The 18,178-nt window shown below is 69.1% G+C and carries 20 protein-coding genes; 11 read left to right on the top strand and 9 right to left on the bottom strand.

The features are described 5' to 3' along the window. The first annotated feature begins 100 nt into the window (after positions 1 to 100). Positions 101 to 586 (top strand): asparaginase domain-containing protein, encoded by a 486-nt coding sequence (locus ACO2Q2_RS02240; protein WP_423254145.1) that lies wholly within the window; start codon positions 101 to 103, stop codon positions 584 to 586. A 137-nt stretch (positions 587 to 723) separates the two neighbouring features. Here the strand turns inward: ACO2Q2_RS02240 and ACO2Q2_RS02235 are convergent, their stop codons facing one another. Both ACO2Q2_RS02235 and sufT read right to left on the bottom strand, forming a co-directional pair. Beyond that, positions 724 to 2,886, bottom strand: a complete 2,163-nt coding sequence (locus ACO2Q2_RS02235; protein WP_423254144.1) for a M4 family metallopeptidase — start codon at positions 2,884 to 2,886, stop codon at positions 724 to 726. Positions 2,887 to 3,423: 537 nt separating this feature from the next. Then, positions 3,424 to 3,981, bottom strand: coding sequence for a putative Fe-S cluster assembly protein SufT (gene sufT, locus ACO2Q2_RS02230; RefSeq protein ID WP_423254143.1), 558 nt, complete (start codon positions 3,979 to 3,981; stop codon positions 3,424 to 3,426). A 205-nt stretch (positions 3,982 to 4,186) separates the two neighbouring features. Here sufT and ACO2Q2_RS02225 point away from each other — a divergent pair, with 205 nt between their 5' ends. Further along, entirely contained in the window at positions 4,187 to 4,612 is a 426-nt protein-coding gene (locus ACO2Q2_RS02225; RefSeq protein ID WP_423254142.1) for a hypothetical protein, read from the top strand. Between the two features lie 13 nt (positions 4,613 to 4,625). Here the strand turns inward: ACO2Q2_RS02225 and ACO2Q2_RS02220 are convergent, their stop codons facing one another. Together ACO2Q2_RS02220 and ACO2Q2_RS02215 are read right to left on the bottom strand one after the other, a co-directional pair. Beyond that, positions 4,626 to 6,059: an NAD(P)(+) transhydrogenase (Re/Si-specific) subunit beta gene (locus tag ACO2Q2_RS02220; protein WP_423254141.1), complete on the bottom strand. Its 1,434-nt coding sequence runs from the start codon at positions 6,057 to 6,059 to the stop codon at positions 4,626 to 4,628. After that, positions 6,059 to 6,370 carry an NAD(P) transhydrogenase subunit alpha gene (locus ACO2Q2_RS02215; protein ID WP_423254140.1) on the bottom strand — a complete coding sequence of 104 codons (312 nt, stop codon included), beginning with the start codon at positions 6,368 to 6,370 and terminating at the stop codon, positions 6,059 to 6,061. Before ACO2Q2_RS02215 ends, ACO2Q2_RS02220 begins: the two co-directional genes overlap by 1 nt. A gap of 138 nt (positions 6,371 to 6,508) precedes the next feature. Between ACO2Q2_RS02215 and ACO2Q2_RS02210 the strand changes: the two genes are divergently transcribed. From ACO2Q2_RS02210 to ACO2Q2_RS02200, 3 genes are read left to right on the top strand one after another with little or no spacing between them, the layout of a single operon-like run. Then, positions 6,509 to 7,102 carry an RNA polymerase sigma factor gene (locus ACO2Q2_RS02210; protein WP_423254139.1) on the top strand — a complete coding sequence of 198 codons (594 nt, stop codon included), beginning with the start codon at positions 6,509 to 6,511 and terminating at the stop codon, positions 7,100 to 7,102. Beyond that, on the top strand, positions 7,099 to 7,491 hold the full coding sequence (locus tag ACO2Q2_RS02205) for a hypothetical protein (protein WP_423254138.1): 393 nt from the start codon (positions 7,099 to 7,101) through the stop codon (positions 7,489 to 7,491). Before ACO2Q2_RS02210 ends, ACO2Q2_RS02205 begins: the two co-directional genes overlap by 4 nt. Before the next feature lie 3 nt (positions 7,492 to 7,494). Beyond that, a complete protein-coding gene (locus ACO2Q2_RS02200) occupies positions 7,495 to 8,028 on the top strand; it encodes a DUF3106 domain-containing protein (RefSeq protein ID WP_423254137.1) in 534 nt (177 codons plus the stop codon). 72 nt (positions 8,029 to 8,100) lie between these two features. Here ACO2Q2_RS02200 and ACO2Q2_RS02195 read toward each other — a convergent pair whose 3' ends face one another. Next, positions 8,101 to 9,201, bottom strand: a complete 1,101-nt coding sequence (locus ACO2Q2_RS02195) for an NAD(P) transhydrogenase subunit alpha (protein ID WP_423254136.1) — start codon at positions 9,199 to 9,201, stop codon at positions 8,101 to 8,103. 163 nt (positions 9,202 to 9,364) lie between these two features. Between ACO2Q2_RS02195 and cdd the strand changes: the two genes are divergently transcribed. The 5 genes from cdd (at position 9,365) to ACO2Q2_RS02170 (ending at position 12,507) form a co-directional block, all read left to right on the top strand. Continuing rightward, a complete protein-coding gene (gene cdd, locus ACO2Q2_RS02190; RefSeq protein ID WP_423254135.1) occupies positions 9,365 to 9,778 on the top strand; it encodes a cytidine deaminase in 414 nt (137 codons plus the stop codon). 13 nt (positions 9,779 to 9,791) lie between these two features. Beyond that, positions 9,792 to 10,379, top strand: a complete 588-nt coding sequence (locus ACO2Q2_RS02185; protein WP_423254134.1) for a nitroreductase family protein — start codon at positions 9,792 to 9,794, stop codon at positions 10,377 to 10,379. After that, on the top strand, positions 10,376 to 11,281 hold the full coding sequence (locus tag ACO2Q2_RS02180) for a 5'-3' exonuclease (RefSeq protein WP_423254133.1): 906 nt from the start codon (positions 10,376 to 10,378) through the stop codon (positions 11,279 to 11,281). The genes ACO2Q2_RS02185 and ACO2Q2_RS02180 overlap by 4 nt, the downstream gene beginning before the upstream one ends. A gap of 188 nt (positions 11,282 to 11,469) precedes the next feature. Further along, positions 11,470 to 12,045 carry an NUDIX hydrolase gene (locus ACO2Q2_RS02175; RefSeq protein WP_423254132.1) on the top strand — a complete coding sequence of 192 codons (576 nt, stop codon included), beginning with the start codon at positions 11,470 to 11,472 and terminating at the stop codon, positions 12,043 to 12,045. 114 nt (positions 12,046 to 12,159) lie between these two features. Continuing rightward, complete coding sequence (locus tag ACO2Q2_RS02170) at positions 12,160 to 12,507, top strand: hypothetical protein (protein WP_423254131.1); 348 nt, start codon at positions 12,160 to 12,162, stop codon at positions 12,505 to 12,507. Positions 12,508 to 12,523: 16 nt separating this feature from the next. On the opposite strand, the gene ACO2Q2_RS02165 is transcribed toward ACO2Q2_RS02170, so the two are convergent. Next, positions 12,524 to 13,597, bottom strand: a complete 1,074-nt coding sequence (locus tag ACO2Q2_RS02165; protein WP_423254130.1) for a CBASS cGAMP-activated phospholipase — start codon at positions 13,595 to 13,597, stop codon at positions 12,524 to 12,526. Positions 13,598 to 13,842: 245 nt separating this feature from the next. Here ACO2Q2_RS02165 and ACO2Q2_RS02160 point away from each other — a divergent pair, with 245 nt between their 5' ends. Beyond that, positions 13,843 to 15,372, top strand: coding sequence for a DHA2 family efflux MFS transporter permease subunit (locus ACO2Q2_RS02160; protein WP_423254129.1), 1,530 nt, complete (start codon positions 13,843 to 13,845; stop codon positions 15,370 to 15,372). Between the two features lie 117 nt (positions 15,373 to 15,489). Here the strand turns inward: ACO2Q2_RS02160 and ACO2Q2_RS02155 are convergent, their stop codons facing one another. From ACO2Q2_RS02155 to ACO2Q2_RS02145, 3 genes are read right to left on the bottom strand one after another with little or no spacing between them, the layout of a single operon-like run. After that, on the bottom strand, positions 15,490 to 15,795 hold the full coding sequence (locus ACO2Q2_RS02155; RefSeq protein ID WP_423254128.1) for an STAS domain-containing protein: 306 nt from the start codon (positions 15,793 to 15,795) through the stop codon (positions 15,490 to 15,492). 11 nt (positions 15,796 to 15,806) lie between these two features. Then, positions 15,807 to 16,988: a methyl-accepting chemotaxis protein gene (locus ACO2Q2_RS02150; RefSeq protein WP_423254127.1), complete on the bottom strand. Its 1,182-nt coding sequence runs from the start codon at positions 16,986 to 16,988 to the stop codon at positions 15,807 to 15,809. A 14-nt stretch (positions 16,989 to 17,002) separates the two neighbouring features. Next, a complete protein-coding gene (locus ACO2Q2_RS02145; protein ID WP_423254126.1) occupies positions 17,003 to 18,094 on the bottom strand; it encodes a protein-glutamate methylesterase/protein-glutamine glutaminase in 1,092 nt (363 codons plus the stop codon). Between the last annotated feature and the right edge of the window lie 84 nt (positions 18,095 to 18,178).

Genomic DNA, 18,178 nt, shown 5'->3' with positions numbered 1-18,178 from the left:
CACAGGGTGCGCTCCTACAGCGACGAATGCCGCCGCGACGGAGCCCACAGGGTGCGCTCCTGCCGGCTAAAATGCGCTGTCTTCCACCTTGGCCACACGCATGCAGCACCTCACCATCGTCACCACCGGCGGCACCATCGACAAGATCTACTTCGACGACAAGTCGGACTACAAGATCGGCTCGCCGCAGATCGGCGAGATCCTGGGGCATCTCGGCGTGGCGTTCCAGTACGACGTGATCCCGATCCTGCGCAAGGACAGCCTGCACGTCACCGACGAGGACCGCGCGCTGATCCGCTCCACCATCGAGGCGCAGCCGCATCGGCACGTGCTGGTGACGCATGGCACCGACACCATGGTGGAAACCGCCAAGGTGCTGGCCGGCATCCCCGGCAAGGTGATCGTGCTCACCGGCGCGCTGAACCCGGCGCGCTTCCAGGGCTCGGACGCGGTGTTCAACATCGGCTGCGCGGTGGCCGCGGTGCAGACCCTGCCCGACGGCGTGTACATCGCCATGAACGGCCGCGTGTGGGATCCGGCCAGGGTGCGCAAGAACCGCGACGCCAATCGTTTCGAGCAGGCCTGAGCCACACGACGTCCGATGCCCTGCACGCCGGCCCATCCACGCCCGGAAAAAAACAGCGGCCCGGTCATCCTGACCGGGCCGCCGGGCTTCATGTGCAGCAGTTCGTCCCGAACCGCCTCAGCACACAATCATCGTGCTCAGTTCCAGGTGGCCTTGAGCGTCACGCCCGAGAACGCCGAGTAGCCGTTGAGCATGATGTAGTAGGTGCCCGTGGACGGCGAGGCGACGGTGCAGCTTTCGTTGTTGCCGGTGATGTACGGGCGGCAGTCGTAGCTGCTGGTGGTCGGTGTGGAGCCGAATTTCACGTACAGGTCCTCGTCGCCCGAACCGCCGGAGGTGGTGATCGCCAGGTTCCTGGCACCGGACGGGATCTTCACCGTGTAGTAAAGCTTGGTGCCCTTGGACCCGGACAGGTTGCTCACCGGCACCCCGTTCTGCAGCACGTTGGTACCGCCGCCACTGCTGGTGTTCCAGCTCGCCTTGATGGTCACACCGGAGAACGCGGCATAGCCGTGCAGCTTCACGTAGTAGGTGCCGGCCGAGGGCGAAGCCACGCTGCAGCTCTCGTTGTTGCCAGTGAGATAGGGCCGGCAGTCGTAGCTGCTGAGGGTCGGCGCCGAACCGAACTTGGTGTACAGGTCCGCGTCACCGGTACCGCCGGAGATCGCGATCACCAGATTCGACGCCCCCGTGGGCACGGCCACCGTGTAGTTGAGATCCGCGCCGGTCGCCGCAGCCTGGCCGGTCAATGCCACGCCGTTGGACAGCGAGGTCGTGCCGCCGCCACCGCCGCCCGAGCCTGGGCAGGTCACGCCCACGCCGGAGAACGCGGTGGCCACATTGGCCGCGCTGTAGCCCAGATCGGTGGCCGCCGACTCCACGCCGCAGGCGCCGGAGTCGAAGGTCGAGGTGGCGGTCCAGTACGACTTGTTGGCCAGCGCGAACACCTGGAACGCCTTCTTCACGTCCCAGCCGCTGGTCTTGGCGAGCAGGCAGAACGCCTTGTTGTACACGCCTGAGGAGTAGTGCACGTCGAGGCCGGAGGTGTAGTCGGCGGCGTTGTCGATCGAACCACCGTCCTGCGGCGGATTGCACATGTAGCGCAGTGCGTCGCCAATGCCGGCGCTGGTCTTGACGATGTCCTCGCCGACCTGGAAATCGGCGGCGCCGCGGTCATAGAACTCGGCCGCTTCGCCGGCGATGTCCGAGTAGGCTTCGTTCATGCCGCCGGACTGGCCGGTGTACTGCAGGTTGGAGTTCTGTTCGGTGTAGCCGTGGCTGATCTCGTGGCTGGTCACGTCCAGCGACACCATCGGGTAGAACGTGCTGGCGCCATCACCAAAGTACATCGCGGTGCCGTCCCAGAAGGCGTTCTCGTAGTTGGTCTTGTAGTGCACGTTCATGCGCAGCTTGATGCTCAGCGGCGCGGCGCCGGTGTAGGCCACGTACATGTCGTGCACCACGCCACCGAAGTGGTGGGCATCGTTTACCGGCGAATAGGCGCCGTTGATCGCATCGGTGTCGCTGTTCGGGCAGGTGAAGCTGACGATCGAGCCGCCGCTGGTGCCGTGGTTGAGGTTGTAGGTCACCACGTTGGCGTTGTTCAGCGTGCAGGTGCTGCCGGACTGGGTTACGTCGAGCGCGGCGTAGTCGGTGCCGTAGATGTACTTGCCGGTCTTCTGGTTGCCGCCCGGGCCGGTGGCGCTGGCGTAGGTCAGGCCGTTCCAGCTCTGGATCACTTCGCCGGTGTTGGCGTCGACGATCGCGGTGGGACGCGAGACCTGGCCATTGCCCGACACCACATAGGAGGTGCGGTAGACGAGCCGGGCCGGGCCGTTGTCCTGCGGATACACGAACAGATCGCTCTGCTCGTTGCGCACGGACACGCCAGCGGCCAGCAGGGTGTGGGCGTGGCTCTTGAGCGCGACAAGCGCCTTCGCCGGCGTGAGGCGCGGCGTCACCGAGACCAGATCGGCATCGATGTTCTGCGCCAGCTCCCCGGTGGCGCGCAGGGCGTGCCCGTTGGCGTCTTCCACCACGGCCACGCTGCGGCCGTACACCGGCACGCCGCGGTACATCTGCTGCTGACGAACCACATGGCGACCATTGGCCACGGCGACCGAGCTGCGCGCGACCAGCGCGCTGTTCGCGCCGAGGCCGAGGTGCGCCGCGAGCGATGCTGCCGGGACGGCACCGAGGTTCTGGGCATGGACGCTGTGCGTGGTGGCGGCCGTGGCGACCGACGCCGAGGCCATGCCGATCGCGGCGACCAGTGCTTTCAAGCGAAGACTGCTCTGCATTGCTGACTCCTGGATATTATTGGGACGAACGCGCCTGATGCGACCGTATCGACCCCATTCATGGGTTGCCGCAGATTCCTGCGGCGCCAAACTTCGTTGGATTGTCCAGCGATGCCTGTCGACCCGGCCGCGGCCTCCCCCGTGGCTTCCTGCCAGGACTCGCGGTGGATCCATGGGCGGATGCCGCCCCTTCCTACAGCTTCCACAGGATCATCCGTCAACCTCCCCGCCAACGGACCTGCCGACCATAGGCGGCCAGGACGACCGCAACAAGGTGAATAATTCCTATGGGGTCAACCACTTGAAGTTGCGTAGCGATCGGCGCGGCCGGTAAAAGTCCATGTACGGCAAGCCTTTGCACGTATTTTCTTTCACACCGCAAGCGCCGCGCCGGGCAGCGCGGGCACGAAGAAATGTGACTGCGGTCATGCGCATCCGGTGGCGGTGTTGCGCAACGGGAAAACGCGCCACGCATACCTCCGGCATGTCGGCCTGCGCGCATCGCGTCCGCCCCCGGACCGATGCGGGCGGGCGTCTTTAGAGCATGCCGGTTTCGAGCTTGGCCGCGTCGGACATCATCGAGTGGTTCCACGGCGGGTCGAACACCAGGTCCACGTCGGCCTCGGCCACGGTGGGGATGAGTTCGAGCTTGGTGCGCACGTCGTCGACCAGGATGTCGCCCATGCCGCAGCCCGGCGCGGTGAGCGTCATCTTGACGTACACCTTGCGCTGCTCGGCGTCGATGCTCTCCAGGCTCACGTCGTAGACCAGACCCAGCTCCACCACGTTGATGGGGATCTCCGGATCGAACACCGTGCGCAGCTGCTGCCACACCAGCTTCTCGACGTCCGCGTCGCTGGCGTCGTCGGCCAGTTCGATCGCCGGCGGCGGCTCCTTGCCCAGCGCGTCGGCCTCGCTGCCGGCGATGCGGAACAGGTTGCCTTCCACGTACACGGTAAAGCTGCCGCCGAGGGCCTGGGTGATGTAGCCGATCTGGCCGGCCGGCAGCACCACCGTCTCGCCCTGCGGCACCATCACCGCGGTGCAGTCCCGCTCGAGGGTGAAAGGTTCGCTGCTCAGACTGAAACCGCTCATGCCTATCCTGCCGATGCCGTCAATGCGCGCCAGCGGCGCGACGAGTTGCTCATTATGCGGCCGCCCCGGCCCGATACCCAATGCAGGTCGGGCTTCCCCGCGCGACAATCAAGGCGGTGCAGGCGTGCCGGCGGGCACGCGCTATGATTCGCGCTTTGCCCGGGACCCGTCGCACGATGCTGCCTTCGCTCCGGCGCGCTGCGCCATGACGCGGTCACGCCGCGCCCTCGCCAACGCCTTTGCCGCAGTGAGCGCGGCCATGCTGGGCCTCGCCGCCGGGGCGCTGTGGATGTTGCCGACCGCCTACCTGCGCGCGCGCCTGCCGTGGCTCGCGCTGCCGCTCGGTGCACTGCTCGGCTGGGCCGTGGCGCGCTGGGTGCTGCCACGGCCGGGCGCGGCGATCCTGGCGGCATGTGCCACGTTGCTTGCGGCCGCTTACGTCACGGCGCTGATCGCTGCGGCGCAGTTGGCCGGCAACATGGACATGGGCCTGACCGACGCCATGCGCATCGCCGGTGCCGGCATGCTGTGGTCGCTGATGCGACTGTCGCTCGACGTCGCCCAGCTGGCGTGGTTCGCCGCCGGCGCCGCCGTGGCGGCATGGACGGCGCATCGCAGCATCGGGCGCTGAACGCGCCCTGAGGTCAGCTCTCCAGCGTCTTGAGCGCGGTCACCAGCTCGCCGGCGGCGGCCTGGCCGTCGCCGTAGAGCATGCGGGCGTTGTCGGCGTAGAACAGCGCGTTCTCGATGCCGGCGAAGCCGGTGCCCTTGCCGCGCTTGACCACGATGACGTTCTTCGCCAGCGCCACGTCGAGGATTGGCATGCCGTAGATCGGCGAGGCCGGATCGGTCTTGGCCACCGGGTTCACCACGTCGTTGGCGCCGATCACCAGCGCCACGTCGGTATTGGGGAACTCGGGATTGATGTCGTCCATGTCGGCGATCAGGTCGTACGGCACGCCGGCCTCGGCCAGCAGCACGTTCATGTGTCCGGGCATGCGGCCGGCCACCGGATGGATCGCGAACTTCACCTTCACGCCGCGCTCGATCAGCAGCCTGGCGAGCTCCCACACCTTGTGCTGCGCCTGCGCCACGGCCATGCCGTAGCCGGGCACGATCACCACGCGCTCGGCGTAGGCCATCATCACCGCCACGTCGCTGGCCTCGATCGGCTTCTGGCTGCCCGTGATGGCCTGCGCCTCGCCGCCGACCGCGGCGCCGAAGCTGCCGAACAGCACGTTGCCGATCGAGCGGTTCATCGCCTTGGCCATCAGCTGGGTCAGCAGCGTGCCGGCCGCGCCGACCACGGTGCCGGCGATGATCATCGCCTCGTTGTCCAGCACGAAACCCTCGAACGCCACCGCCAGGCCGGTGAACGCGTTGTACAGCGAGATCACCACCGGCATGTCGGCGCCGCCGATCGGCAGCGTCATCATCAGGCCGAACGCCAGCGCCAGCACGAAGAACGCCACGATCACCGGCATCGTCAGATGGCCGGCCACCAGCCAGGCGCCGCAGGCCACCGCGCCGGCCAGCACCAGCAGGTTGACCACGCGCTGGCCGGGAAACACGAAGCGCTTGTCGAGCCAGCCCTGCAGCTTGGCGAAGGCGATCAAGGAGCCGGAAAAGCTCACCGCGCCGATCAACGCCCCCAGCACGCCCAGCACCAGCTGCGCCATGCCGGGCGTCGCGGTGGGATCGGCGCTGAACTTCGCACCGTCCAGCAGCACCACCGCGCTGCCGGCGAAACCGACCAGCTCGGCGGCACCGATCGCTGCCGCCGCGCCGCCGCCCATGCCGTTGTACAGCGCCACCATCTGCGGCATGTCGGTCATCGCCACGCGCTTGCCGGTCCACCACGCGGCGGACACGCCCAGCAGCACCGCCACGCCGATCAGGGCGCGGTGGTGCATGTCCGGCAGCGCAAAGGTGACCAGCACCGCCAGCAGCATGCCGTAGCCGGCCCACACGATGCCGCCGCGCGCGGTGCGCGGCGAGCTCATGCGCTTGAGGCCGAGGATGAACAGCACGGCGGCCACGAAGTAGCACGCCTTGATCAGGGTCGGCAGCCAGCTCATCAGTGGCTTCCCCCGGTCCTGGCGGCGCCCGGCTTGCTGGACTTGAACATCTCCAGCATCCGCTCGGTCACCACGTAGCCACCGGCGGCGTTGCCGGCGCCGAGCAGCACGCCGATGAAGCCGATCACCGTTTCAAATGTGGTATGCGCGTGGCCTAGCGCGATCATCGCGCCCACCAGCACAATGCCGTGGATGAAGTTCGAGCCGGACATCAGCGGCGTGTGCAGGATCACCGGCACCCGCGCAATGATTTCGTAGCCGGTGAACGCGGCCAGCATGAAGATGTACAGCGCCAGGAAACCGTCGATCATGACCCCTCCCTGCCGGAACGGCGTGGTTCCCGCATCATACGGTCGCCCGTCAACCTGTGCGAGCCTGCCGCGTTGAGTGCAGGCATCGAACCGATGGAACCGAACCGTGCGCCAGCGGATGCCGTGGATGTCGACCCGATGAACAGCCTCGCCGTGCCGATGACCGACAACGCGCTCGCCGAGGAGGCGGACGGACGCAGCGTGCCGGCCACGCTGGACGCCTTCCTGGCGCAGGTGGAGCGACGTGCCTTCCGCATGGCCGAGCTGCAGCTGGGCCACCGAGAGGACGCCTTCGATGCCGTGCAGGACGCCATGCTGCGGCTGGTCAGACACTACCGCGACAAGCCCGCCGGCGAATGGAGCCCGCTGTTCTGGGGCATCCTGCGCCGGCGCATCGTCGACCTGCAGCGCCGGCGCAAGGTGCGCTCCATCGTGGTGGGCTGGCTCGGCGGCGGCCGCGACGGCGACGGCGACGAACTGCCCGCGTGGGAGCCGGCCGATACCGGCCCGGGCCCGCTCGATCGGCTGCACGACGCGCAGTCCTGGCGAGACATGGCCGCTGCGGTGCGCAAGCTGCCGCAGCGCCAGCGCGAAGCCTTCATGCTGCGCGTGCTCGAAGGCCTCGACGTGGCCGATACCGCCCACGCCATGGGCTGCTCCGAGGGCAGCGTGAAAACCCATCTGTCGCGCGCCATGCACCATCTGCGCGACCAACTGGAGGAATGGCGATGACCTCGCCCGATGAACGCATCAAGCAGCGCGCCCGCGCGCTCTATCACCAGGCCAGCCAGCAACTCGATCCGGCCATCGCCGGCCGCCTGCGCGCGGCACGGCGCGAGGCCCTGCAGCCGGCGCGGCCCCCGCATCGGGTCGCCCGCCTGCTGCTGCCGGCCGGCGCCTTCGCGGTGATCGCGCTGGCCGCGCTGATGGTCTGGCAGCCGCATCGCGGCGCGTCGGCGCCAACCGTCCCGGACATGGCCGTCGCCACCGTCCCCGGTGCCGCCCAGGACGACAGCGACCTGCCGCCCGATGCCGACAGCGCCGATCCCAACCTGTACCAGAACCTCGACTTCTACGGCTGGCTGGCCGCGAACGACAGCACCGCCCCGGCCCGGCACTGAACCATGCTCCCGTCACCACGCCACCTCGCCTTCGTGCTGCTGACCGCGACCACCGGCCTGTTTGCCGGTCACGCCAGCATCCTGCACGCGCAAGACATCCCGCCCGCCTCCGATACACAGGCCGCACCGCACCCCTGGCGCTCGCTCAGCCCGGCGCAGCGCGAACTGCTCGCTCCCATGCAGGCAGACTGGGATGCCCTGCCGCCGCGCAGGCAGGCGCGCATGCTGGACAAGACCCGGCACTGGCTCACGCTGCCGCCCGCGCAGCAGGACAAGATCCGCCAGCGCATCGCGCGCTGGCACGCGATGACCCCGGAACAACGCCGCCTCGCCCGCGAGAACATGCGCAAGTTCCACCAGTTGCCGCCGGCGCAGCGCGAACAGCTGCACCACGCCTACCGGCAGTTCCAGCAACTGCCGCCGGCGCAGCGCGAGAAGCTCCTGCGCAAGTGGCGCTCGCAGACCATCGAGCAGCGCCAGCAGTGGCTGCGCGAGATGGGGCCGCGGCACCATCCGCCGCGCGAGGGGCGGCCCTGAGCAAGGCCCGACGCAGACGCCCCGCGGATCGCGGGGCGTCTGCGTTTCAGATGTGAGGAAAGGCGCGCAGACTCATCCGCTGAAGCGCGCGGTGCCGTCGCGGGTGACGCAGCTCTTGGCCACCAGCTCGTCGGCATCGTCCGGCGCCACCGCGTCGTCCTTGATCAGCAGCTCGACGAAATTGAACACGTTGCGTGCGTACATTTCCGACGCGTGCAGCGGCGCACCGGCCGGCAGGTTGAGCGGGCCCAGGATGCTCACGCCGCCCTGCTCCACACGCTCGCCCGGACGCGTCAGCTCGCAGTTGCCGCCGCTCTCGGCGGCCAGGTCCACGATCAGCGCACCGGGCTTCATGCCGGCCACCATCGCGGCGGAGAGGATCTTCGGCGCGGGACGACCCGGCACCGCGGCGGTCGAGACGATCACGTCGACGTTCTTCAGGTGGTCGGCCAGCGCCTGCTGCTGCGCGGCGCGCTCCTCGGCGGACAGTTCGCGCGCATAACCACCGCTGCCGGCGGCGCTGACGCCGAGATCGAGGAACTTGGCGCCCAGCGACTCCACCTGCTCGCGCGTTTCCGGGCGCACGTCGTAGCCCTCGGTCTGCGCGCCCAGCCGGCGCGCCGTGGCGATCGCCTGCAGGCCGGCCACGCCGGCGCCGATCACCAGCACGCGCGCCGGGCGGATGGTGCCCGCGGCGGTGGTCAGCATCGGAAAGAATTTCGGCGCCGACTCGGCCGCGATCAGCATGGCGCGATAGCCGGCCACCGCCGCCTGCGAACTGAGCACGTCCATCGCCTGCGCGCGGGTGGTGCGCGGCAGCAGCTCCAGCGCGTACGCGGCCAGCTTGCGCGCCGACATCGCAGCGATGCGCTCGCCCGCGCCGTAGGGGCGCAGCTGGCCCACCAGCACCGACTGTTCGCGCAGCCCGGCGATGGCGCCGTCGGCCGGCGGCAGCACGCAGGTCAGCACGTCGGCCTGGGCGCAGACCTCGGCGGCGCCGGCGAACTCGACGTCGGCATACAAGGCGTCCGGGAACCCGGCGCGGGCACCGGCGTCGCGTTCGAGCAGCACGCGCCAGCCGCGGCCGCGCATCTTCTTCGCCATCTCCGGTGTGATCGCCACGCGCCGTTCGCCGGCAGCGGTCTCGCGCAATGCGCCCACGGTGATCGCCATCGTGCATGCCCCATCGGATAAGGTCCGGGCATCGTAGTGCGGCCACCGACGCTTGGCGACTCCCGCCGGACCGACGCCGGATGAACCAGCCGTCCGTGCGCAGTAGACTGGCCCGCCAACGGTCGCCCGGAAGCGTCCCGCGGGGTCACGCGGAGACCTCCTGATGGCTGCCACGATCCTGCCCGTCGACGAACTGTTGAACCTCGCCCGCGCCGCACGCCAGCGCGCCTATGCCCCGTATTCCCGCTTCCAGGTCGGTGCGGTGGCGCTCACCCTCGACGGCCGCCGCTTCGACGGCTGCAACGTGGAGAACGCCGCCTACGGCCTGTGCAACTGCGCCGAGCGCACCGCACTGTTCGCCGCCGTGGCGGCCGGCTGCCGACCCGGCGACTTCGCCGCGCTGGCGGTGGTGGCCGACACGCCCGGACCGGTCAGCCCCTGCGGCGCCTGCCGCCAGGTGATGGCCGAGCTGTGCGACCAGGCGATGCCGGTGCTGCTGGGCAACCTCGGCCGGCACGTGCAGGAAACCACCGTCGCCGAGCTGCTGCCCGGCTCGTTCACGCTGCCCCTTCCTTGAGCCGAGTACCTCGATGCCCGCTTCGCCCACCGATGCCCTCGCCCTGTTCCACCGCCGCCGCTCCGTCCCTTCGCGCCAGCTCGGCGAGCCGGCGCCCGACGCGGCCACCCTCACCGCCCTGCTGGAGGCGGCGATCCGCGTGCCCGACCACGGCAAGCTGGTGCCGTTCCGGTTGATCGCCCTGCGCGGCGAGCACAAGCGGCGCTTCGGCGAACGCCTGGCCGCGCGCGCGATCGCCCGCCACCCCGAAATGTCCGAGGCCAGGCGCGACAAGGAGCGGTTGCGCTACACCTTCGCGCCGCTGGTGATCGTGGTGGTCAGCCGCATCGACCCCACCAGCGCGGTGCCGCCGATGGAGCAGCAGCTCAGCGCCGGCTGCGTGGCCTACAACCTGCTGCTGGGGGCCGAGGCGCTGGGCTTCGGCGCGCAGTGGCTCACCGGCTGGGCCGCCTACGACACCGAGGTGGCCTCGCTGCTGGGGCTGGCCCAGCACGAGCAGGTGATCGGCTTCGTGCATCTGGGCAGCGTGCAGATGGCCGTGCCCGATCGCGAGCGGCCCGCGCTCGGCGACCTGCTTCGCGACTGGAGCGACCCGCGTTGAACGCCGCCGTCGGCCATCCGTCGGCCCACCTCATCGACGGCAGCCTGTATGTGTTCCGCGCCTGGCACTCGATGCCGGACGAGTTCCACGACGCCGACGGCCATCCGGTCAATGCCGTGCACGGCTACACCCGGTTCCTGTGCGAGCTGCTGGAGAAGGCGCGCCCGAGCCGCGTGGCGGTGGCCTTCGACGCCTCGCTCACCAGTTCGTTCCGCAACGCCATCTACCCACCCTACAAGGCCAACCGCGAACTGCCGCCGCCGGATCTGGAGCGCCAGTTCGTGCTGTGCCGCGCGATCACCGAGGCGCTGGGCGTGAGCGTGATGATCGACCACAGCTACGAGGCCGACGACCTGATCGGCTCCACGTTGTGGAGCCTGCGCGGCCACGGCGTGCCCAGCGTGATCGTCTCGGCCGACAAGGACTTCGGCCAGCTGCTGGGCGAGCACGACGAGCAGTGGGACTTCGCGCGCAACCTGCGCTGGGGTCCGGCGGGCGTGCACGAAAAACTCGGCGTGCACCCGCACCAGGTCGCCGACTACCTCGCCCTGTGCGGCGACGCGGTGGACAACATCCCCGGGGTGCCCGGCATCGGCGCCAAGACCGCCGCCGCGCTGCTGGCCCATTTCGGCAGCCTGGAAACCCTGCTCGAACGCGTGGACGAGGTGCCGTTCCTGCGCCTGCGCGGCGCCGCCGCCTGCGCCGCCCGCCTGCGCGAATATCGCGAGCAGGCGCTGCTGTACCGGCGCATCACGCGCATCGCGCTGGACGCCCCGATCGCCGACGGCATCGACGCTCTGCGCCGCCAGCCGGCCCGCACCGACGCCATGGACACCCTGTGCGAACAGCTGCGCTTCGGCCCGCTCACCCGCGCCCGCCTGCGCGCCCTGGCCGACGCCTGAGGCTTTCCCGGAACGCCGCACCGGCATGCCATGTGGTCCAAAGGCACGTGTGGGAGGGGCTTCAGCCCGACGCTTCCGCCGGCCGGTGTCGGAGCTGAAGCCCACAGCGACATCCCTGCAGCTGAAGCCCCTCCCGCAACAGCGCAGCGGTGGTTGAGCGCAGCGCGGGCGCGGGGCACCATGCCCGGATGAATCCCGACACCCTGCCGACGCCGCCCGACGCCCACGCTCCCGTGGAAACCCTCTATCAGGGCCGCTGGCTCAGCCTGCGCCAGCGCGGCCGCTGGGAATACGCCGAGCGCAACCACTGCGGCGGCGCGGTGATCATCGTGGCGGTGACGCCCGAGGATCGGGTGCTGTTCGTGGAGCAGTACCGGGTGTCGATCCTGCAGCACACCATCGAGATGCCGGCAGGGCTGGTCGGCGACCTCGCCGGGCAGGCCGACGAGAGTGCGCTGATCGCCGCCGAGCGCGAGCTGGAGGAAGAAACCGGTTATCGCTGCGGGCGCATCGAGTTCATCCACCAGGGCCCGTCGTCCTCCGGCATGAGCACCGAGATGATCGTTTTCGCCCGCGCCCTGGATCTGGTGAAAGTGGGTGCCGGCGGCGGCGACGAGAGCGAGAACATCCGGGTGCACGAGGTGCCGCGCGCCGAGGCGGGAGGCTGGCTATTCGCGCGGGCGGCGGAGGGTTATTCGATCGATCCCAAGCTGTTTGCCGGATTGTGGTTCCTGGAGCACATCGCGGACGGCCACGTGCGTTGACCGTCGGAAAATGTGATGCGCATCACGGGCAAACCGCGAGGGCGCCCTAAAGAAATGCCGGCATGGGTCGATTCCTAGGGCGATGCTTTCAGTCCACCCGAGGAAATCCCGCCCATGAAGACCCTGCTCGCCTCCGCCATGCTGATGCTGGCCCCGCTGGCCGCCCATGCCGCCTGCGCGCCCACCGATTTCGCCATCCAGGATTTCAAGGTGACCGAGGGCGCGCGCATGACCATGAAGGGCCAGGTGATGAACAAGTGCGCCGAACCGGCCGCCGCGCAGATCATCATCATCGCCAAGGACGCCAACGGCCGCGTGATCCAGCAGAAGAAGGGCTGGCCGGCCGGCACCACCAACATCGCACCGGGTCAGGTGGTCAACTTCAACCTCGGCCGCCTGTTCCGCTACTCGCCAGACATGGCCACCTACACCGCAAGCATCGCCTCGGTGCGTACCTGGTAAGCAGCGAGGCGCGCGGTCAAGTCAGGCCCGAGGGCTCCTGTTCCTTCGCCGTGGCCGCGATAGACGCGCCGACGTGGTCAGGTCCGGCAGGATCCGGCACCGCCGCGCGCCAGCGTGCGTCGACCGCGTGCCCGCGCAGCAGCTCGATGAAACGCCGGATCGAGGGCTGCGCATAGGCCTCGCTCCACGCACGCTCCCCCAGCTCGATGAGCCGCCGCGATGCCGCCAGCGAGACGTTGTCGAACTGCAGCGGCACGTCGCCGCGAAGGTCGGGGACGCCGTCGATGCGCTGGTAGCGCTCCTCCAGGATGTGGCGCAGGATGTTGTCGGTCAGCTCGCGCTGCGCGGCTGACATCGTGGTGTAGAGGCGCCCGCCCTTGAGCCAGCCCAGCGCGCCGAGATCGCGCCGCTCGCGCGGCGTCAGCCGTGGCCGGGTGACGTGGGTACCCAGGCTCAGCACGTGGATCGCCTGCGTCGGCACCTTGCAGTAGTGGCTGGCCTCGTGCAGCCCGAACATCCCCGGTGAGTTGGCGAAGATGCCCGCATCCACGTAGAGCTGGTCGCGCAGGCTGGCGATCGGGAAGTAGGTGGGTGCCGCGGTGGCCGCCATCGCGACCTCGGCCAGGCGCAATTCGGCGTAGTACCAGTTGCGCTCGCTGTGCGGGGTCTTGATCACCTCCAGCCGGCCGGTCGACGCGTTGATCACCGGGATCACCAGCCGGGTGCGCGCCTCGCCCAAGGTGCGCTGGGCGCCGACAATGGCATCAACGGTCTCGCCCACCGCCTCGCCGCGGTAACGCGAGCGGAACATGTAGCGGATGCTGGACAGGTAGGCCAGCGGTCGGGACGCGCGCCACACGTGGCCCGGGAAGATGCGCGCCCCGTGCTGCAGGAAGCCGGCCTCGATGTCGCGCGCAGGGGTGCCGACCGCCAGCGCCATCGCAGTCACGGCGCCGATCGAGGAGCCGCAGATCAGGTCGAACGCCTCCGCAATGGGCCGGTGCAGTGCCCGCTCCAGTTCGCGCAGCAGCACGGCTTCGTGCAACCCCAGATAGCCGCCGCCCGACAGGGCGAGAATCGTGAAGGGCATGGATCACTCCTGCATCAGAAAGACGGCGGCTGCCTCGTCTCGGCGCGAACGCGCGGCCATCGCTCCAGCGCCTGTGGTTACGGGGATGCTCTCGCCAAAAAGCTGTCATGTCAATTATTGCCTTGACTGGTAATGCTTTGGCCTCTAGTCTTGCGCCCCGCGCCGGCTGGTCTTGTGCCCCTCGCCGGCCGTCCCGCGGTCGCCCCCGAATCGCGCTCCCTCACCCCTGGTTTTTCTTCCAACGCATGAGCAGCGCGTTCCGTCCACCCAACCTGGCGCTCGCCACGATCGGCCTGTCGCTGGCGACCTTCATGCAGGTGCTGGACACCACCATCGCCAACGTGTCGCTGCCGACCATCGCCGGCAACCTCGGCGTGAGCAACGACCAGAGCACCTGGGTGATCACCTCCTTCGCGGTGAGCCAGGCGATCGCGCTGCCGCTCACCGGCTTTCTCACCCGCCGCTTCGGCGAGGTCAGGCTGTTCGTCTCCTGCTCGCTGCTGTTCGTGCTGGCCTCGTTCCTGTGCGGGATCGCACCCAGCATGGGGTTGCTGATCCTGTTCCGCGCGATCCAGGGCGCGGTGGCAGGTCCCATGTACCCGATCACGCAGAGCCTGATGATCTCGATCTACCCGCCGGCCAAGCGCGGCATGGCGCTGGCGCTGTTGTCGATGGTGGCGGTGGTGGCACCGATCGCCGGCCCGATCCTCGGCGGCCTGATCACCGACAACTACTCGTGGCCGTGGATCTTCTTCATCAACGTGCCGATCGGCATCTTCGCCAGCTTCGTGGTGGCCAACCAGATGCGCGGGCGAGCCGAGGCGACGGTGCGCCCGAAGATGGACTACGTGGGCCTGATCAGCCTGGTGATCGGCGTGGGTGCGCTGCAGATCGTGCTGGACAAGGGCAACGACGAGGACTGGTTCAACTCCACCTTCATCGTGGTCGCCAGCCTCGTTTCAGCCATTGCGCTGGCGGTGTTCCTGATCTGGGAGCTGACCGACAGGGAGCCGATCGTCGACCTGCGGCTGTTCCGCCACCACAACTTCCGTTTCGGCACACTGGCACTGGTGCTTTCGTACTCGGCGTACTTTTCGATCAACCTGCTGCTGCCACAATGGCTGCAGCGCAACCTGGGCTATACCGCCACCTGGGCCGGCTTCGCGGCCTCGCCGCTGGGTATCGCACCGATGCTGCTCACCTTCCTGGTCGGCCGCTATGCGATGCGCTTCGACCTGCGCCTGCTGGCCACGGCGGCGTTCGCGGTGATGGGCACCACCTGCTTCCTGCGCTCACGCTTCTACCTGGACATCGACTTCGCCCACGTGGCGCTGATGCAATTGCTGATGGGCTTCGGCGTGGCGCTGTTCTTCATGCCCATGACGGTGATCCTGCTGTCGGATCTGCAATCGAGCGAGATCGCGGCGGGCTCGGGACTGGCCACCTTCCTGCGCACGCTGGGCGGCAGCTTCTCCGCCTCGCTCACCACCTTCCTGTGGGACCGCCGCGCGGTGCTGCACCATGCCCGCCTGGCCGAGGCGATCAATCCCTACAACCCCACGGCGCAGGCGGCGATCGAGCAGATCGGGCATGGCGACATGCGCGCCGGCGCGGTGGCGATCAACGGCATGATCACCCAGCAGGGCTACCAGATCGGCTTCGACGAGTTGTTCCACGCCCTCGGCTGGATCTTCCTCGCGCTGACGCTGGTGACCTGGCTGACCCGGCCGCCATTCACGCCCAAGAGCAGCAGCGCGACGGCCGGCGGGCACTAAGCACTAGCAGCCTGTCGGGCTTTGGTCGGCCGGGCTGCAAAAGCGCGTGGCTCTTATGCTGCATCCTTCTCCCCGCTGGGGAGCCAAGGTGCGGCGCCTCCAGCACAGCACATGACATCAGTGCAGCACGAACAGCTTGTCGAAGCCGGCGACCTTGAGCGTGCTGCGCAGGGCGCTGCCGGCGTTGACGATACGGATGTCGGCGTGGTCGACGCCGGCGTGTTCGCGCAGCAGCAGCAGCATGCCCAGCGCGGAGCTGTCCATGCGGGCGACCTCGCCGAGGTCGATGATGTAGCTGCGCGCGCGCGCGTCGGCGACCAGGCAGGCGTCGTGGAAGTCGCGGTGCACGGAGAAGTCGAAGCGCTCGCCCAGTTGCAGGGTGAGGCAGTCGTGTTCGCGGTCGTGGTGGACGGTCAGGCTCATGGCTCGGTTCCTCAGAAGAGTTCGATCTCGCCGGCATCCATCGAGCTCTGCAGCGCCGGACCGCGCGAGCGCAGGCGCGCCTTTTCGCGCTGGATCGCCAGCCGGCTGCGCACCTGCCCGGCGCGCTCGGCGAGCACCGCCGAATCCATCGGGTCGCAGGCGAGCCGCTCGATGTCGCGGGTGCATTCGGCGGTCACTTCCTGCAGCTCCACCAGCCGCGTGCGGGTCTGGTTGATCAGCTGGCTGAGGATGTCCTCGAACTGCAGCGAGCGCACGGTGGTGGCCACGTCGTTGCCCAGGCCGCGGTTGATCTCCACCACCTGGTCGGCCACCGAGGTGGTGCGCGCGTCGCTCTCGGTGACGTGGGCCATCATCGCGTCGATGCCGCCCTTGGCCGACAGCGCCACGTTGAGATCCTGCGAGGCCATCGTGCCGACCAGGCCGCGCAGCTGCTCCATCGCACCGCGGGCGCGCTCGACGTGGCTGCCGATCTGCTCGTTGAACTGGTTGGAATGGCTGGCCAGGTTGCGGATCTCGCCGGCCACCACCGCGAAGCCGCGACCGGCCTCGCCGGCGCGCGCCGCCTCGATCGAGGCATTCAGCGCGAGCAGGTTGGTTTCCTCGGCGATGGTGTTGACGTTCTTCAGCAGGCCGAACACCGCGTCCATCTCCTTCGCCATGCCGTCGATGCGGTAGACGATGCGCAGGCTCTCGCGCGACATCTGCACGATCATCCCGACGAAGTGCTCCAGCAGGTCCGAGGTGCGGTTGGCGAAGTCCTGCACCGACACCTCGCCGTTCTGCGCACCGATGATCTGCGCCAGCAGCGACTGCTGCTGGCCGGTCTTGCGCGAGAGGCCGTCGAAGCCGCCGCCCAGCTCCAGCACCGCATCGCGCAGCAGGTCCATCGCCTGGTGCAGCTCGCGGGTGGCGTGACCGAGCTCGTCGACCAGCGCACCGCGCACGTCTTCCAGCGCTTCGCGCACCGGCCCGGCGTGGATGGCCACCGCCGCTTCGACGGGCGCGGCGGGCGGCACGCGGCGGCTCTCGACGATCCACACCGCGGTGAGCGCGATCACCAGCAGCGGCGCCAGCCATACCGGATGCCAGACCAGGCACAGCAGCAGCGCCGCCATGCTGGCCAGCAGGCCGGCGACGAGACGGGAATGGAAGAAGGACACAATGGCAGCCATGGGGGTTCGCTCGGTCACGCGCCGACGGCGCTCTTGAAGGGTTGGCGCGCCAGCGTGAGCAGGCGCGCGGCAATGTCGAGCAGCGGCAGCGCCTCGCGCGCCGCGCCGAGTTTCCAGGCGGCGCCGGGCATGCCCCACACCACCGAACTGGCTTCGTCCTGCACCAGCGTGCGCGCGCCGGCCTGGCTCAGTTCCAGCAGGCCGCGCGCGCCGTCGTCGCCCATGCCGGTGAGCAGCGCCGCCACGGTGGAGGCGCCGGCGCTGGCGGCGAGCGAGCGGAACAGCACGTCCACGCTGGGCTTGTGCCGGTTCACCGGCGGACCGTCGTGCAGGCGGCACACGTGTCTGGCGCCGTCCCACATCACCAGCAGGTGCTGACTGCCCGGCGCGATGTAGGCGTGGCCGGGCTGGATCGGCTGACCGTCGTGCGCCTCGCACACGCGCATCGCCGAGCAGTGGTCCATGCGTGCGGCGAACGGGCCGCTGAAGGCGGCGGGAATGTGCTGGGTGACCAGGATCGGCGGCGCATCCGGCGGCATCTGCTCCAGCACCACGCGGATCGCCTCGGTGCCGCCGGTGGAGGCGCCGATCGCGATCATCGGGCTGCCCGCGCGGGTGCCCGCGCCGCTGGCGCGCGGCAGCACCGCGTCGGCCGAGAGTCGCGGCGGCACGTCGAGCTTGCGCACTTCGGTGCGCACGCGCGGCCTGGCGCCCGCGGCGGCGATCACCTTGGCGCAGATCTCCTGCGCGCCCTCGGTGAAGGTGTTGGCCAGGTCGCTGTTGGGCTTGGTGAAGAAATCCACCGCGCCCAGTTCGAGCGCGCGCAGCGTCACCTCGGCGCCCTGCTCGGTCAGCGAGGACACCATCACCACCGGCATCGGCCGAAGCCGCATGAGGTTTTCCAGGAAGGTGAGGCCGTCCATGCGCGGCATCTCCACGTCGAGCGTGAGCACGTCGGGGTTGAGCTGCTTGATCTTGTCGCGCGCGATCAGCGGATCGGGCGCGGTGCCGACCACCTCGATGCGCGGATCGGCCGAGAGCATGGCCGACATCAGCTTCCGCACCAGCGCGGAATCATCGACCACCAGGACACGCACTCTTTCCATTGCCTGTTCTCTCTGCCTGCTCGTAAACCTGTCGGCACCGCACAGTGCGTGTGACCGTTTGTTGCTGCGCGCGACGCACGGTGG

The sequence above is a fragment of the Dyella sp. KRB-257 genome (assembly GCF_049445995.1).
Taxonomy (GTDB): domain Bacteria; phylum Pseudomonadota; class Gammaproteobacteria; order Xanthomonadales; family Rhodanobacteraceae; genus Dyella_A.
This window is presented reverse-complemented; position numbering and strand designations above follow the sequence as displayed.